This window comes from Nostoc sp. JL31 (genome assembly GCF_017114965.1).
GTDB lineage: Bacteria > Cyanobacteriota > Cyanobacteriia > Cyanobacteriales > Nostocaceae > Nostoc > Nostoc punctiforme_A.
Genome location: NZ_JABXKO010000076.1, coordinates 1 through 16,979, shown reverse-complemented (window position 1 = coordinate 16,979; position 16,979 = coordinate 1). Strand labels below are relative to the sequence as shown.

Below are 16,979 nucleotides of genomic sequence, written 5' to 3'. Positions count from 1 at the left end.
TTCAGGTCTAATATTGAGGAAGTAAAGAAGGGCGAGACAGGCATTTACTAGAATTAGCAATTAAAGCCTGTGCAAAAAATCAATGACAGACCTAGCTTGACGGCGACAAGTCTGTACCACAGTCAACAAATTAGCAGTATGTTGAAACCGCTGCATTGAACGGGAACCACCACTAACTTTACGTTTTGTCACAGCCAAACGCAGCGATCGTTCGGCCTGATTGTTATCAGGAGGGATTTCAGGATAGTCAAGAAAATACCACCATTGACTTGCTTTATCACGCAAAGAACGTAAAAGGTGGCCAGCTGTAGCTCCTGCTTTGTTAATCCACTGATTGAGCGAGGAGTGCAACTTGGATTTGAATTGATTGACCCAATTCGTTATAGCTTAAGCAGTCTAGAGTCTCAAACCATTGAGCATAGCCCCTAAAGGCTTCATCAATTAAATCAACAAACACTTCACCAATCGCTTGATTGTGCAGACCTGGAAGCTGAATTAATTTTTTGAAATGACGGCGTAGATGCGCCAAACATTTCTGCTGGGCTAAAGCTTGATAGCCATTGTAAACGCTAAAATCGTCACTGCTGAGTACCCCTGTATATTTAGCCCCTAAAATTGTTTCTAGTTCGGATCGTGAACGAGTATCAGCCGCAGTAAACAGGCAGAAATCAGAATTGGCCACTACCCACAACCATTCTTTGACCCCTTTAACTGACCAAGGCGTTTCATCTACATGAACGTTAGGTTGTGTCTGTTTTACCCAACTACTTAACTCATTAATGCTCGGTTCAATTGCTTGTTGAATTCGTTCATTGGTTGCTACTAAAGTTCCTAGCCCAATTTCAACTTGTCCTAATTCCCATAACATTTCTTGCTGTTTTTCATAGGGCATATGTGCATAATTATTTACCCATCCTAAAAGTGCCTGTAAAGAGATTCCTAAATCTTGTCCTGGAATAATGTTTTCCGGCCAGTGTGCTACTTGTAAATTGCCACAACACTCACACACGCAGGTTTGGCGTTGATACTCCACTATTTCTATGGGACGTTCTACTAGTTGCGCTACCGCATGTTTTTCTACTTTTACTGCCTCATGAGTAAATCCTTTTTGACCACAGTAAACACAATCCGTAGGACGTAAAATTTCATAGCGATCTACTCTCCCAAAGCCCTTACGGGTTTTGCCTTGATGCCCTGGTTGTCCACCTGGTTTCTTTTTTGGCTGATTTGATTCCTCTTGTGGGGGAACTTTTTTGTTTTCACTCTTCTTGTGAATGTCTCCAGACGGTGGTTTCGACGAATTAGAACTATCCAAATCTCTGCTGACTTTTAAACGCTCTATTTCTTGCTGTAGTTCTAAAATGATTTTCTGTAACTCACCTATTACCTTGCTCTGTTCAATAATTATCTTTACCAGTTCTTCTTTCGATAACTGGTTCAAGCTTTCTCGATCTAATTCTTGAGGCAGGTTTTGGTTCATATTTGCGATATTCCCCCTCAAGTGTCCCCTTTGTCAATACCCTGCCACCTGAATCCTTACCTGAAAAACATTTGTCAAATCGAACATTCTCGTCACCGTAGTCCATTTAACTTTTTAGTTAACTTGATGGCTGGTTTAGCTGCTTATACTTATTTGCCGAAAAAACCTTCGATTGATATTTACCCAAAAGATTTGCCTGCACTACCTTCTGCCATTTTTTAGTTCTGTCGAACTCACGTTAATCCCATACTGAGATTGCATTCTAGAGCGCCAGTCCACTAATATATATTGACAAAAACTCAAGTATATGGGTTAGGATAAAACGGCTAAATTGAGTGAAATATTTGGGTGTGATTTTTAGCGATCGCATAAAAACGGAATCTTAAACAATACCTCTGCCAATTTACGAGGTTTCAATGCCTGTAGAAACGATATGAATATGACACTATGTGTATCTCGCTTCACTTATTTTCCTCTGCTACCCCTACTTATTGAGCCGATACACTAATTCCTTGAATCATTATTTTAAGACAGTAATCCTTGAACTAACTGCCGCATATCATTAAAAACAATCTTGGCTCCAGCAGCAGCTAAAGCTGCACCATCACTATGTTGGGCATAGCCAAAAACAGTCATTCCTGCGGCGGATGCTGCTTGTACGCCCGGTACAGAATCTTCAATTACAGCACAATATTCTGGATTTGTGTTCATTTGCTTGGCTGCATAGAGATACACGTCGGGAAAAGGTTTGGGACGCGAAACATCATTAGCACTATATAAATTGCTATCAAATTGATGCAGCATCCCCGTTAATTTCAATACCATTTGAATATGACGGTGGCTGCTATTTGATGCCACACATTTGGGTAATGTAATCTGCTCCAAGACTTCGCTAATGTGTGGAATTGGTTTTAGTTCTTGCTGCAAGGGAGCGATTTCTCGCTCTTTACAAAGTTCCACAAAGTTTTTGGGCAATGGTTTGTTGTAAGATGTCTCGATAATCTCTAAACAGGTTTTTAACGACTTGCCAATAAATTTTTGAGTTACTTCTGCATAGGTGATAGGAAAGCCAGCTTCAGTGAGCGTTTCTGCAAAAATGCGATTAAGAATTGGTTCGCTATCAACCAAAACTCCATCACAATCAAAAATCACAAGATCGAACTCGGTTTTGCCCATGTTATTGCCTGAAATTAACTTTGATAAGGACGCGGTAGTTGGCGTAATTTATGAGCAGTATCTAACTCACTATTGTTTTTCTACCATATCCCTACCCTAAAATGCGGCGGTACTCACCCTTGGAACTACGCCCGCTTCCTCGACTACTGCACTGAGCGATTATTTCTCCAGCGTGTAGGTGGTCGTTACCGCTTCATCCACAAACTGCTGCAAGACCACTTTGCCCAAATGGAGTTTAAGGGGAATGTTGATTGAGAAAGAAACTACAGTCAGCGTAATTTACCGCCGCTCTCATCGCTCTCCGTAAGATTCAAGCGATCGCGTCTCGTAGAGAGGAAACTTAATATTAATATATGGGTCTGATGAGCGATGCCTACGGCGGGCGGGTACGCCACCGCAGATTTAGAGGCTTTAGGTACTAGATCGAATGGCACTAAGAAAAGGGAAAATCGTTGAGGCAGCAGGGGTGCAGAGGAGCAAAGGAGCAGGGGAGAAACAAGAAGTTTTAGCTATACGAACGGATATTTAGAAATTCCCCCCTGCACCCCTACCCCTCTGTAATCCTTACGCTGCCTACCATTCAGCTTAACTTAGTGCCATTCGGTACTGGCTCATAAATGCAATGCTAGCAATGAATGGGAGAGTGATGATGTTGGGAATCTCTCGTTGGGCTATCCTTTACTTAAATTGGGCTTTAACTGGCAGATATTGAGTGGTGAAACTTGAGGCAGTTTTGCAGACTAGTTAAGTGGACGTTTGAATCGTGATACGTGAGCTATGAATCTGTTGCAATCACTTCGTCGCTATGGACAATCGGTCTGGCTGGATGGATTTGAGCGAGGCTGGATTAGTCCTGATGAATTGCAGCAGTACATTGAGGAGGATGCTTTGAGGGGTGTCCGATCAAATTTCCAAAGCTTAATTGCAGCAATTCAAGGACAAGAGTACGATCGCGACTTCAATACATTGGCGCAGCAAGGGATGAGTCGGAGTGCAAGAGCGGCCTATGAGTATTTAATTGTGCGAGATATGCAATTAGCGGCTGACTTACTGAAAGAAACGCATGTGCAAACACAAGGGCGAGATGGCTATACTCAGGTTAATCTGCCACCTGACACGCTGTTTGAGGCTGCAACCGCGATCGCCGCAGCTCAAAACATCTGGCAGTCAATCGGATGGAGTAATTTGTTGGTGGAAATCCCAGCCACGCAATTGATGTTGCCAGTGATTACACAATTGATTGGTGATCGGATCAATGTGAATGCAACATTGGTATTTTCTCCAAGCGTGTATGAGCAGATATTTGATAGTTATCTCAGAGGGCTGGAGAGATTGATGCGGCAAGGAGAATCGGTGAATGAGGTTGTTTGTTTCGTCAGTGTTGCTATTGGTCGTTTGGATGCAGTAATTGCTCCATTCATCGCTAACTCAGAGATATCTTTTGGCGTGATGCAAGCCAAGCTTTTGTACCAGCACTATCGAAACCTCTGCCGAAGTGAACGCTGGCGTTCGCTCCCTGGAAGGGCAAAACCACTGCGTCTGGTGTGGGATTGCACAGATGTTTCGCCGGAATCGGCATGGCGTTATCTTCAAGCTCTAGTAGTTCCTGAAACCGTTATGCTGCTATCGCCATTAACCTTAGAAAGGTATCGTGAGGTTTCTCTACTACTTACCAGTTTTACTGATGGTGAAAATGCTAAAACGCCTCTGGCAAGGGTATTGCAAGGGATTGGTTTGGATGAATGGATTGACCAACTTTTGAGTGAAGAAATGGCGCGATCGCTCAACGCATTTGATCGATTGTTAGAAGCGATCGATCAAAAGAGAAGGTGCTGAATGAATCTTAGGTTTCGGTAGTATTTTGCTCCCTATGAGGATATTAATGCTCAATCGCGCCTAAATCTTTAAGCGTGCTTCTTTGAGCTACTGTTAACCCGGTTGCGCCTTGAATCTTCATGCCTTCATACAGGCGCTCGACCGTCAGTGTGCTGATACAGCGTCCAGTCTGCACATCCCAGAGTTTGATGGTGCGATCGTCACTACCACTAAATAAGATTTGGCTATCGGAGCTGAATATTACTGATTTGACCCAACTGGTGTGTTCGCCCAAGCTGTGGAGGCAATGCCCCGTTTGCAGATCCCAGAGGCGGATGGTTTGATCATTACTGCCGCTTGCCAAGGTTTGACCATCGGGACTTATGGCAAGCGTCCACACGGCTCCTGTATGCCCCCGCAAAGTCTGCAAGCATACCCCGGTTTGTACGTCCCACACGCGAATCGTTTGGTCATGACTGCCACTTGCCAGTTGTTGACCACTGGGAGCAAACGCCACTGTGAAGACGGCGTTCGTATGCCCCTGCAAGATTCTCAGACACGCTCCGGTTTGCACCTCCCACAGGCGTATGGTGATATCATAGCTGCCACTGGCTAACCATTGACCGCTCGGATCAAACGCGATCGCACGAAGACCGCTCTCATGTCCGCGTAACACCCGCAAACAGTGATGCGTCTGCACATCCCACAGTTGTATGGTGCTATCTTCACTGCTGCTGGCCAAAATTTTTCCATCTGGACTAAACAGCACTGTCCAGATAGCCGCGCTATGGGCTGACCACTGGTCAAGCTGCCCGGTTTGGATATGCCACATGGCGATCGAGTCATCATGCCGACTGCTTGCCAGCGTTTGACCATCGGGACTAAAGCTTAAATTAGTTAATGACGAAATCCAACGGGTCGGGCTGGAAAACGTTTTGTAGCGGTGAAGCGATGCCAGATTATCATCCAATTGCAATTGCCACAGATGGATTGTTTCATTCTGACCGCTACTGGCAAGCCTTTGACCATCTGCACTCAGACTTAGGGATTGAATACCACCCGTATAGCCGCGCAACGTTTTGAGGTTTTGCCCACTCTGCAAATCCCATAGCCGCACTGTATGATCTTGACCAGCACTGATTAACCATTGACCGTCGGCACTGATGACAAGCCCGTGAACATCGTGCATGTGACTGTCGAGTACATGGATAGCTTGCTCGTCCTGGACACTCCACAGGCGCAGAGTGCCATCGCGACTGGCACTGGCTAACCAACAACCATTCGGGCTAAAGGCGAGATCCCAAACCCAATCGGTGTGTCCCCGCAGCAGCTTGACACTGGCATTGATGAAATTGGGCTTTGATGGTCGATCGTGAGAGCGATGAAGGCTCCACAGTCGAATCGATCCATCGCGGCTACCGCTCGCTAGCAGTTGACCATCCGGGCTATATTGCACACTTTGAACCCCGCTGGTATGCCCTTGTAAAACACTCAAGCAATTTCCATCGCGCACATCCCAGATCCGAATGGTTGTATCGTGACTGCTACTGGCTAGGGTTGGCTGATCAGGTGCGAAGTGGACGGCGTAAACACTCTGGGTGTGCCCCTGCAAGACATGAAGGCACTGCCCTTCCAAATTCCACAAGCGCACGGTTTTGTCTTCACTGCTGCTGGCTAGTTGCTGACCATCGGGACTAAAACTCACTGACCAAACACAGTCTGTATGCTCTGTAAGCACCTGCAAGCAGCGCCCGTTCTGCACATCCCACAAGCGTATCGAACCATCAGTACTGCTGCTGGCTAACATTTTGCCATCTGGACTAAAGGCTACCGACCAGACCCAGCCTGTGTGACCGGCAAAGGTGGCGAAGAGTTGGGTTGTGGTGATGTTCCAGAGATAGATTCTGCCACTGGAATCCCCCACTGCGATCGCTTGACCGTCTGGACTCAGGTCGATGGACATGGCAAGACTGAGTGTTTCTGAAAAGACGGATTTAGCTAAATTGGCATTCTGAAAATTGACCCCAGCTAAATCAACTTGCCGTAAGTCGGCTTGCTGCACGACGAGATCAGAAAAATCTGAGCCGCGCAAATCCACCTGAAGCTGCACCAACAGGTTGATCAGATTGCCTGCAACGTACCCTGGCTTTTTTCCCTGTTGTGTCAATAATTGCCGTGCCTGCGTCGCGATTGCTGCCACACTGCCAAAGCGAGACAGAAGCTGCTCCATTACGGGTTGCACAATTAATCGAGCTTGAATCTCTCGCACATAATCTTTCGCCTGCACTCGAATCAAGGTATGGGTTCGCAAAAAGTTAATTTGAGCAGTCTCGAACTCGGCACAAACTTGCTGCACAAATTGTTCTGTGACATATTCCATCACGACTGGCTGCAAGAAGAATAACCCATCCATTTTTTCGATGAGAGATCGCCGAAGCAGCGCGTTGATCAGATTGGGTACAGCTTTTTGGCAAGCAGGATCAATCACATTCTCTTGTAGGTCTGTGATCGAGACTGCCTCTCGACAAATTGCCAGCCAGAACATCACCTGCTGTTCATTCTGGGGTAAGCGATTGAACTGACGCTCCAGCAGATCGCGGATGTCGGCAAACACCGGAATCCCCTGATCGAGATACGTTAACAACTCTGTAACGCTGCTGTTAAACAAGTCCTGAGTTGTGGCTGCCACCAACTTCAGTGCTAGAGGATTACCCCCATAGTGATGGATCAAGTTCTGCCATTCGGCTTCTGAACCTGTGAATGCTCCTTTTTGGCGAAAGATGGCACGTCCATCGGCGGGTGTGAGTCCACTCAATGTCAGCGATCGTACCAGCGTATGTTCGCCTTCCATCAGCGCCATTTCTCGTGGCTTTTCTCGACTGGTGAGCAATAAACAGCTTAGGTGCGGCGTTTCGCCAATGGTTCTGAGCAACTCTCCGTAGCCTTCATAGCCCGATCGCCACTGCCCGACCTGCTCATTGTGCAAAATGATTTCAGCATTATCCAGCATCAATAAACACCGACGTGATCGCAGAGACTGCATCAATTTCGAGAGCTTTTCACCGAGCGTGGTGGGAAGGACGGGATCTTCTCCCTGGAGAGGCATGAGAAATTTTAATACACTCGCGAGAAGTTCATCTAATGGTGGCGCGTTGGCGAGCGATCGCCACACCACGCTCTGAAATTCCATCTGCATTTGCAGCGCCGCTTTAACCACAATCGTACTTTTACCAATGCCCCCAATGCCCAACACCCCAACCACGCGACAGCGCTCAGACACGACCCACTGCCACATTTGCGTCAGTTTTGCCTCGCGCCCATAAAATACCGAGGCATCCACCGCAGTGTCCCAGTCCTGTTGGAAATTTGCCCATCGGGTTTGGGACGTTTCATTTAGTGCAACAGGGGATGTAAAATCTGCTTTTGCTAATGTCAACCCAAAGGCTTGGAAGAGATGCTCCAACGACTGGCGATCAACCCCCAGTTCGCGCTTGAAAATTCGGATGAGGGTATTGAGGGAGAGTCCGGTGCGCTCGCTGATATCTTCCTGGGTGAAGTGCTTCCCCCAGGTTTCATTTGTTTCCGCCTGCTGTTTTGCCGTTTGAAACCGCTGCCACCCCAGGGGTGATAGGATGACCCCTCGCACTCGCCCAGTAGCGGGTCGCCCCTGTCCAGATTTTGACGCATCGGAATACATAGGCAAGCTGATGGTGCAAAAAGCCAGCATGAATCTTTCCCTCAATACTACCGTGCGTTGTTCTCATACCGAAGATTTTGTTGATACAAATGCATCAGCAAATCATCTCAATTAAGAAAATCGGTTTAACCGTCCCCGAATCACTTCCCGCTGCTTACTTTTAATGCATCACGATTAAATTGCGTTTTAAATCAGAAAACTTGAGTGGTCTGCATTGAGCGATCGCTAAAAAATGAAGTATAAGCAAATGTTGCTAATCAAAGTCGCCAATCCAAGCAGAAGCAATTTACTAATTTGAGGATATTAAGACTATGAGTAAGCTCACAGGTAAGGTAGCAGTCGTTACAGGCGCATCTAAGGGCATTGGTGCTGCGATCGCCAAGTCACTCGCTGCCGAAGGCGCGGTCGTCGTCGTCAACTACGCCTCCAGCAAATCTGGTGCAGACAAAACGGTCAGTGAGATCACCGCAGCCGGTGGCAAGGCTGTCGCCGTGGGTGGTGATGTCTCCAAGACTGCTGAGGCACAGGGCATCATTGACGCCGCCATCAAGCACTACGGACATCTCGATATCCTCGTCAACAACTCTGGCGTCTACGAGTTCGCTCCGCTCGAGGACATCACCGAAGACAAGTTCCATAAGATATTCAACATTAACGTACTCGGTCTTCTGCTCATAACGCAGGCAGCCGTCAAGCACCTGGGCGAAGGTGCCAGCATCATCAACATCGGCTCTGGTGTCAGCCGTATTACACCTGCAAACAGCGCGGTTTATAGCGGCACCAAGGGCGCTGTTGATGCTATCACAGGTGTACTCGCAAGGGAACTCGGACCGAGGCAGATCCGCGTCAACTCTCTTAACCCCGGCATTGTCGAAACCGAGGGATCAGTAAGTGCTGGCTACATCGGCTCTGATTTCGAGAAGGCATTCATTGCTCAGACACCGCTTGGTCGCGCGGGACGACCCGGAGACATTGCCTCTATTGCCGTTTTCCTGGCATCAGACGATGCTGGCTGGCTCACAGGCGAACAACTGCTCGCTACCGGAGGCCAGCGCTAATCCATAAGGACTCCCACTCGACCGAGGACCTCACTCAATCACAGATGCATCTGTGATTGAGTGAGGTCGGTTCCATTGTTATGCAGCGAGGCACTCTCAACAGGTAACACATGAACAAGCTCAAGGGATCTCAACCCTTAGAAGTCTTGATTAACTCTATTTCTCAAACTGCCGTCAAGGAGGTTTTTTCATGAATACGCAGAATGATAAGCTGTTTCTAATCACAGGAGCGACCGGGAACACGGGTGAGACGACGGTGCGCCTGCTGCTTCAACGGGGGCACCGTGTCCGCGCCTTCGTCCACCGTATCGATGCACGTTCCGAGAACTTGTCCGCAGCTGGGGCTGAGATTGTTGTCGGTGATCTTCTCGATTTCCATGCCGTCAGCGCCGCGATGCGAGGAGTCACAGGAGGGTATTTCTGCTACCCAATCAATCCCGGACTGCTTGACGCCACCGCTATCTTCGCCCAGACGGCCAGCGAAGCCGGTGTCAAGGCAGTGGTGAACATGTCCCAGATATCGGCACGCCGGGAGGCGAATAGCGATGCCGCACGCCAGCACTGGCTTGGCGAACGCCTATTGGATCGAACCGCTATGCAGACGACACACCTACGACCGACGTTCTTTGCCGAATGGTTGACCTGGTACTGGAATTACCGTGGTGACGAGGGTGTTGTGCGACTTCCTCTCGGAAACGGTCGCCACGCACCGATCGCTGGAAAAGACCAGTCATACGTCATCGCTGCCATCCTGGAAAACCCGGAGCCGCACGATCGCCAGATATACCCGCTCCACGGTCCAGTCGAGATGAACTACAACGAGATCGCCGACGCGATCTCACAGACACTCGGCATTCCCGTGCGGTATGAACCTATCGATGTTGCCACGTTTGCAGAAGGGTTAAAGGCAAAGCAATTTCCATCTCACCTCATCCAGCACCTCAGCAATGTCGCCATTGACTACCAGAAAGGGATCTTCGCCGGAACTAACAACTTCATCGAGGTCATCGGAAACAGGACTCCGATGACCGTCGAGGACTACGTGAATGCCAACAAGGAAGCCTTCACCAAGGATGGTCTCTACGCCATTACCCCGACTCCTGCCCTGAACAAGTGATTCAGTGGAATTGCGTTAGCAAGGGCAAAATCGTTTGCAGTTCTCTTAACTCTGATTCGCATGAATTAAGAGCGTAACGATGAACGCGAGTGGATTTACAAACAAATTACTGCATTAAACGCTTGCCGTTAGACTGACTCTGCTGCCGGCGCACAACCCGTTGCTGTTCCTGTCAAACTAGCAACGGTGCAGTCCAGCACTAGGCTGTTGACTTTGGCTATTTTTTGGGGAATTACCGAAAAATTATTTGTGCTGGTTTTTGCTTGTGTGAAAGCGCCCGCAACAGCCATCTTTACGCCAAAATAAAAAACACAATTTCTGCATGAAGTCTTGTGGGCTAAAGGGTACAGAGTCAACAGCCTAGTCCAGCACCCTTGACGACAGTAGTAAATACATTGCTGATCTGGAATCCCGTCAGTCGTTAACACTACGCCCCCGTTTCGAGGGGCATGTGTCGCAATTAAATTTTCTTATTCTTCCTGTACTGATTGAGTAAGTGTTGGGGATTGCTGATGTACATCTCTGTATAACCGCACTGACCACAAATATATGCTGTTAATGTCCCAATGTGACTTCCTTTAAATATGAGCGCTTTTGGATTCTCGTAAATTTCTACTTGCAGATCCTTTTTAAACTCTTCTGTGTGGGTGACAATACGAACGTTTGGAATTATATTTTCAGAGCCACATTTAACACAAGCCAAAAGTTCAACTTGTTGTTGGTCTGGATACTCGGCTAGCCCTGTTGATGTGACTAAGACTGGCTGACCTTTAATGCTAGAAGGAGCAATTTCGTCAACTCCCTGGGTTGATGTTCTTCAAAGTTACGTTGATGTATTTCGTGGCTATCGCGTAACTCAAGTAGTACATCATCTAAAATTGCACTTCTGGCTAATACACGATTTACATTTTCGATAAGTGAGTCTAATTGCTGTTGAGTATTGGATTGTCTCTCAGCAAGCCCCAATCCCCAACTTCAAGTCGGTCTAGTCTGCTAGGGAAATACTCAGGCGTATCGCTCATATTACTTTCGTTAGTCCTCTACTAGGGATTATATAAAGTTGTGACATAGAATTGCACGTTATTTTAGCAACAGTCTCCAGTCTGAACAGCCTTTTACTATTAGACTACTAGTTTTGCTCAGGGCAAAAAGCATAAGATAACATCTATAAGTTGTGCTTCTCTCAATTGTAATCGTTGCGATTAGGAGCAGACAGTTGAATTACCTCCGAAAAACGTGAATACTTAACCGCATTGGTAGGGGGATAATCTGCCGACACTGCAATTAACCCAATTTTGATATCTTCGAAATAAATCACACCCCCAATACGTCCTTTGATTTGAAAAGCTCCATGAAATAAATGATACGGAGCAATGTGGATTAGCAAACAGTCACTAATCTTTATTGCGCTATCAAACATCTGCTGACAAGTTTTTTGAAGGACAGCATCTAGATATTCATTATCGGCAGGCTCACCCAGGTCAGTGAATTCCGGCAGATCCGCAAAATGATCCATGTAAAATAGCCATATATCGGACAAGTCTGCGTCATTCGTCAGTTTCTGCTTAAGTTCTTGCAATCGGTCGATATTCATATTGAGAATATTGAGGAGATGGGGCAAACAGACAGTACTGTTAAAAAATTATCAATTATTTTTGCGTTAATGGGGGATAAAGAATTGTCACCAAAGGGTTCTACTAAATGGTGAGGGACTTAGAACAAGAGACTAGTGCTAGTGTACTATAGGATTTCTAATTTAGGATTTAATTTGCTTGAAGATGGTGTGAAAAGCGAGACTGTTTGTGGTGGAGCTACCCTTGGGACAAGAATCTGTCGATAGAACCAGGAAAATAGTTCACGTTGATATGGATGCCTTTTATGCATCGGTGGAACAGAGGGACAACCCTAGCTACCGAGGCAAACCGTTAGTTGTCGGTGGCAGTCCGAATCAGCGAGGTGTGGTTGCAGCAGCCAGTTATGAAGCTAGAAAATTTGGCATTCACTCTGCAATGCCCTCAGTAACAGCTTTTGCAAAATGCCCTGGGCTTATCTTTGTCAGACCAAGATTCGACGTTTACCGAGATATTTCCACTTCAATCCACGCCATATTCAAACGCTATACTGACTTGGTGGAAGGGGTTGCACTAGATGAAGCATACCTTGATGTTACTGAGAATAAGCAAAACATCCCCTACGCCTCTACTATCGCAAGACACATCAAAACTGCGATTTTCCAGGAAACGAAATTGACGGCAACCGCAGGCGTGTCAATTAACAAGTTTCTTGCAAAAATGGCATCAGGACAGAATAAGCCGAATGGACTAACGGTGATTTTACCGGAGCAAGCGATCGCCTTTGTAGAACAGCTAGCGATTGAAAAATTCCACGGGATAGGAGAAGTTACAGCAGCGAAAATGCACTCACTCGGCATTCACACTGGCGCAGACTTAAAGGAGCGATCGCTGACTGAGCTAACACACCATTTTGGGAAAGCTGGTCATTATTACTACAAAATTGCCAGGGCAGAGGATGATCGCCCAGTTGAAGCAAATCGGGTTCGCAAATCGATTGGTGCAGAAACCTCGTTTGCACAAGACTTAAGCGATATCAGCCAGATGTTGCAAGAACTTGAACAGATTGCTCAAATTGTCGAGCAACGCCTAGAGCAGCAGGAAACGCGAGGCCGCACATTAACTCTGAAAGTCAAGTTTTCTGACTATCAGCAGATAACCCGTAGTAAGACAATGCTTGCTCCCATCAGTGAACTCTCTATGATTTTTGAGATAGCCAAAGCGCTGTTTGAGCCGATTGACCTGGAGAATCGCAGTATTAGGTTGCTGGGAATTGCATTGTCCAATCTGGATAACGCCAAACAAACCCAAGTAATTCAATTGCCACTATTTCAAAATGCAGGCATTATATTTTAGCGTAGGTGTAGCCCACACTTCTACAAATCTTAGTGACCATCGTAAGCATTTTACAAGCTCATTAGTGACTGCAATTGTGTGTCTGAATTATCTCCCAATTCTTGCTGCAATTGGGATAGTTGATTTTCTAACGCTTCAGCAGTCTGAAGGAGATTCGACTCTTGGGCTATTTTTAACTGAGTTTCTTTAATAGAGATTTTTCCTACTAGTTCATTCACTGCTTGAACGCATTCTAGTACTTCAAATAATGTCGCTTTTGGTTGAGGGCTTTTTCTTGCGATTCATAGACCACATATTCTATACGTTTCCTAGTTTACCGAAATATTTGATTTTATCTAGCAAACTTTGCCGCTCTAGTTTTTACTTTCATGCAACAAAACCCTTGAATACTTAAATTATCTCTAAAAGTTTACAATTATGCAAAATAATCTGTAATTTTAGCGGCAAAATTACATGCGCCTACCTTGAGCTATTTGGTCAAATGAGAAAAGTGGGAAAAGTGGGAAAAGTATGATCTTTTCTAGTAACCCTTGATTATCCTGTTAATAAGGTTTAAATTAGTGGTTAGTAGATGGTCAATTCAAATAGTGGTAGATAATAAAGGTTCCTTGATTAACAGAAAACTTATATAGGACTCATATTTGATTCTTGAAAAAAACTCAGTACACCTTTATTCCTTCTTCCCAGTCCCCAGTCCCTTACCTCTAAGAGTGATTCAGAAATCAAATTGGATTGCTATAACAAATATCAAAATTACTGAATTTAAAATCATCCTGTTTGAATAAATTGAGTGATGTAGAATCAATGGCAATCATAGAATACAGCCTTTATTTTAATGTTGATATCGGATAATATGGAGAGCAGAAAATTGCTTGATTACAGATATTAATTACAGATCAAGATGAGTCTAATAAGGGTTAAATTCATTATTCAGCTATTATTTTAAATGGTTTGAAAAGACTAGTTGAAAGTCGAAATTTCATATAAGATTTGTGGTATCTAATTGTCCCAATTTATAGGTTTATCGGTATGTCAGTCTAGTAAAGGTTTTGATAAAAAATGACTATAATTTCCGCATCTCAAGCTAAAAACTCTGGCAGCTATCCACCAGGGCCAAAAGGTCACTTCCTTTTGGGTTCTCTTTTCGAGTACAACAGCGATTCGCTAAACTTTCTAAGTAAGTGTGCCCAAGAGTACGGTGATGTAGTCTTCTGCAAGGGTTCATTGTTTTCATTTTATCTGCTCAACCATCCAGACTACATTCAGGAAGTGCTGGGAACAAAGAGCAATCAATTTGGCAAATCCCCCAGGTGGGAATGGACTCGGCGGCTATTAGGCAACGGGATATTGACAAGTGAAGGAGAGTTTTGGCAGCGCCAACGACGACTAATACAACCAGCTTTTCAGCGAGAGCGCATTTTTGCTTATGGGCAGGTTATGGTTGACTATACCCAACAGCTACTTAATTCCTGGGAAGATGGCGAAACTCGTGATGTTTATGCAGATATGTTGGCGCTGACACTGGAAATTATCGCTAAAAGCCTGTTTCAGGTTGACGAAAAAGAAGCAGTAGAAGTGATAGGCAAGGCGCTGAAAAATAGTATTGAGTATTTTGAGGCTCCCTCAAATAACTTGCTCTTATTTTTACTTCCAGATTGGTTTCCCACTTCTAAAAACCTGAATTATCTCAAAGCAGTGCGATCGTTAGATAATGTAATTTATACCACACTCAACCAACGTCGAGCCAGCGGTCAGGATAAGGGTGATTTGCTTTCGATGCTGCTGCAAATCCAGGATGAAGATGGCACAAAAATGAGTGACAAACAGATCCGGGATGAAATGATAGGCATGTTGATAGGGGGTCGTGAAAGCACTGCCCTAGTCTTGTGTTGGACGTGGTATTTGTTATCACAGCATCCCGAAGTCGAATCGAAGTTGTTGGAAGAATTGCAGACAATTTTGGGTGGACAGGCACCGACAATTGCTGACCTGCCTCAATTGCGTTATACCGAGAAAGTGGTTATGGAAGTGATGCGGTTGTATCCGCCTGTTGCGACAGTAGGTCGCACAGCCTTGCAAAACTGCGAAGTAGCTGGTTATCCTGTGCATGCAGGTGACACTATTATGATGAGCCAGTGGGTGATGCATCATGACCCACGTTATTTTAATAATCCCGAAGCCTTTAACCCTGATCGCTGGGAAGCTGATTTGATAAAACGGTTACCAGCATTTGCCTATTTTCCTTTTAGTGGAGGGCCAATGATTTGCATTGGCAAATCTTTCGCAATGATGGAACTAGTTTTGCTGCTAGCGACGATTGCCCAGCAGTTCCGGTTGAAGCTAGTGCCAGATCAAAAAGTAACCCTGTGCAATCCCTTTCTTGTGCGTCCTAAAAATAGGATAAAAATGTTGCTTAATAAGCGGTAATTCTTGTAAATCAAAGGGTTTAAGACCTCAACCATTACACGTAGTATCATTTTCAGTTTGGGTTTAAATCCTATCTATTTGCATAGCGTGCCATAGGTAAAATGTCTTTAATTTTGAATTGTTAATGTGTTGGGTGCATTAGTGACAGCGTACTACACTTTGCCAAATAACAGATTTTTTGGCGTTGCTGAATTAAATTATGAATCACCCGATCACCTCCAGCTTACGGGGCAACAGTAATTTAAAGGTTTTAAAACCAAATATTGGTTTATGAGTGTTTGTTTAGACAATTTAAAAAATCCTCTAGATAAATTTTCAACTTTCGTAGAACTACTACGTTACAGAACACAAATTCAGCCAGAACAGAAGGCTTATACCTTTCTAGTAGATGGAGAAACTGAAGAAATCAGCTTGACTTACTCTGAACTAGACCAAAAGGCACGAGCTATTGCTGTTGTACTACACAATTTAAAAGCTAATGGAAAAAGAGCAATCTTGCTTTATCCACCTGGACTAGAATTTATTACTGCTTTTTTCGGGTGTCTGTATGCAGGAGTTGTTGCCGTTCCTGTTCCTTTAGTGCAACGCAAGGAGCGTATGACCCGGTTGCAAGCTATTATGGCTGATGCAGATGCAACTTTTGTACTCACCACAACATCTGTTTTCACTAATAATATTGAACGTAGCTTAAAAGAAGAATCAGAATTATCAGCGTTATATTGCATAGCTATTGACAATATTAATTATGACCTTGCTTCTGATTGGCAGGCTCCCAAGGTTAGCAGCGACACATTAGCATTTATTCAATACACTTCTGGCTCTACTGCAACACCGAAAGGAGTGATGGTGAGTCATAAAAATTTACTATACAACCAATTATTAATACAGAAAGCATTTCAACATACACAAGAAACGATATTTTTCGGCTGGTTGCCTCTTTACCATGACATGGGTTTGATTGGCAATGTGCTTCAGCCTTTGTATTTGGGTGTGCCATGCATTCTCATGTCTCCGATAGCTTTTTTGCAACGTCCTCTGCGTTGGTTGCAAGCAATTTCGTACTACAAAGCTACTACTAGTGGGGGCCCAAATTTTGCTTATGACTTGTGTGTAAGCAAAATTGCTCCTTCCGAGCGGTCAACCCTCGACCTGAGCAGATGGGAAGTGGCTTTCAATGGAGCCGATTCGGTTCGTGTAGAAACTATGAACCTATCCCACTAATAATATTTTGTTAATCCAGATATGAATTGTAGCAAGGTCAATGAATGCGTCAAAGTAAACT

The 16,979-nt window shown here is 45.1% G+C and carries 13 protein-coding genes and 2 pseudogenes; 8 read left to right on the top strand and 7 right to left on the bottom strand.

Translation table 11 applies throughout. The annotated features are described in order from the left end of the window. Positions 1-7: 7 nt before the first annotated feature. Positions 8-1,480 (bottom strand): annotated as a pseudogene (locus HWQ43_RS17780) (IS66 family transposase). A 60-nt stretch (positions 1,481-1,540) separates the two neighbouring features. Between HWQ43_RS17780 and HWQ43_RS17775 the strand changes: the two are divergent. Then, a pseudogene (locus HWQ43_RS17775) lies at positions 1,541-1,702 on the top strand (IS982 family transposase); the annotation flags it as partial. 303 nt (positions 1,703-2,005) lie between these two features. On the opposite strand, the gene HWQ43_RS17770 reads toward HWQ43_RS17775, so the two are convergent. Next, the gene (locus HWQ43_RS17770) at positions 2,006-2,656 is read right to left on the bottom strand and encodes an HAD family hydrolase (RefSeq protein ID WP_292736457.1); all 651 of its coding nucleotides are present in this window, start codon (positions 2,654-2,656) and stop codon (positions 2,006-2,008) included. Between the two features lie 72 nt (positions 2,657-2,728). Here HWQ43_RS17770 and HWQ43_RS17765 point away from each other — a divergent pair, with 72 nt between their 5' ends. After that, positions 2,729-2,911, top strand: coding sequence for a hypothetical protein (locus HWQ43_RS17765; RefSeq protein ID WP_292736455.1), 183 nt, complete (start codon positions 2,729-2,731; stop codon positions 2,909-2,911). A gap of 522 nt (positions 2,912-3,433) precedes the next feature. Continuing rightward, positions 3,434-4,492 (top strand): transaldolase family protein, encoded by a 1,059-nt coding sequence (locus HWQ43_RS17760; protein ID WP_292736453.1) that lies wholly within the window; start codon positions 3,434-3,436, stop codon positions 4,490-4,492. A gap of 43 nt (positions 4,493-4,535) precedes the next feature. Here HWQ43_RS17760 and HWQ43_RS17755 read toward each other — a convergent pair whose 3' ends face one another. After that, on the bottom strand, positions 4,536-8,198 hold the full coding sequence (locus HWQ43_RS17755; protein WP_292736451.1) for an NB-ARC domain-containing protein: 3,663 nt from the start codon (positions 8,196-8,198) through the stop codon (positions 4,536-4,538). 281 nt (positions 8,199-8,479) lie between these two features. Here HWQ43_RS17755 and HWQ43_RS17750 point away from each other — a divergent pair, with 281 nt between their 5' ends. Beyond that, positions 8,480-9,226, top strand: a complete 747-nt coding sequence (locus HWQ43_RS17750; protein WP_292736449.1) for a glucose 1-dehydrogenase — start codon at positions 8,480-8,482, stop codon at positions 9,224-9,226. A gap of 190 nt (positions 9,227-9,416) precedes the next feature. Continuing rightward, the gene (locus tag HWQ43_RS17745) at positions 9,417-10,343 is read left to right on the top strand and encodes an NmrA family NAD(P)-binding protein (protein WP_292736447.1); all 927 of its coding nucleotides are present in this window, start codon (positions 9,417-9,419) and stop codon (positions 10,341-10,343) included. A 128-nt stretch (positions 10,344-10,471) separates the two neighbouring features. On the opposite strand, the gene HWQ43_RS17740 is transcribed toward HWQ43_RS17745, so the two are convergent. The 3 genes from HWQ43_RS17740 to HWQ43_RS17730 form a co-directional block, all read right to left on the bottom strand. Next, positions 10,472-10,633, bottom strand: a complete 162-nt coding sequence (locus tag HWQ43_RS17740; RefSeq protein WP_292736446.1) for a hypothetical protein — start codon at positions 10,631-10,633, stop codon at positions 10,472-10,474. A 463-nt stretch (positions 10,634-11,096) separates the two neighbouring features. Next, positions 11,097-11,309: a hypothetical protein gene (locus HWQ43_RS17735; protein WP_292736444.1), complete on the bottom strand. Its 213-nt coding sequence runs from the start codon at positions 11,307-11,309 to the stop codon at positions 11,097-11,099. Positions 11,310-11,526: 217 nt separating this feature from the next. After that, the gene (locus HWQ43_RS17730) at positions 11,527-11,937 is read right to left on the bottom strand and encodes a hypothetical protein (protein ID WP_292736442.1); all 411 of its coding nucleotides are present in this window, start codon (positions 11,935-11,937) and stop codon (positions 11,527-11,529) included. Between the two features lie 208 nt (positions 11,938-12,145). Here HWQ43_RS17730 and dinB point away from each other — a divergent pair, with 208 nt between their 5' ends. Further along, positions 12,146-13,270, top strand: coding sequence for a DNA polymerase IV (gene dinB, locus HWQ43_RS17725; RefSeq protein WP_292736440.1), 1,125 nt, complete (start codon positions 12,146-12,148; stop codon positions 13,268-13,270). Positions 13,271-13,320: 50 nt separating this feature from the next. On the opposite strand, the gene HWQ43_RS17720 is transcribed toward dinB, so the two are convergent. After that, complete coding sequence (locus tag HWQ43_RS17720) at positions 13,321-13,488, bottom strand: hypothetical protein (RefSeq protein ID WP_292736438.1); 168 nt, start codon at positions 13,486-13,488, stop codon at positions 13,321-13,323. Positions 13,489-14,329: 841 nt separating this feature from the next. Here HWQ43_RS17720 and HWQ43_RS17715 point away from each other — a divergent pair. Both HWQ43_RS17715 and HWQ43_RS17710 read left to right on the top strand, forming a co-directional pair. Next, positions 14,330-15,697 carry a cytochrome P450 gene (locus HWQ43_RS17715; protein WP_292736436.1) on the top strand — a complete coding sequence of 456 codons (1,368 nt, stop codon included), beginning with the start codon at positions 14,330-14,332 and terminating at the stop codon, positions 15,695-15,697. Positions 15,698-15,967: 270 nt separating this feature from the next. After that, positions 15,968-16,918 (top strand): AMP-binding protein, encoded by a 951-nt coding sequence (locus HWQ43_RS17710; RefSeq protein ID WP_366932851.1) that lies wholly within the window; start codon positions 15,968-15,970, stop codon positions 16,916-16,918. Positions 16,919-16,979: the final 61 nt, after the last annotated feature.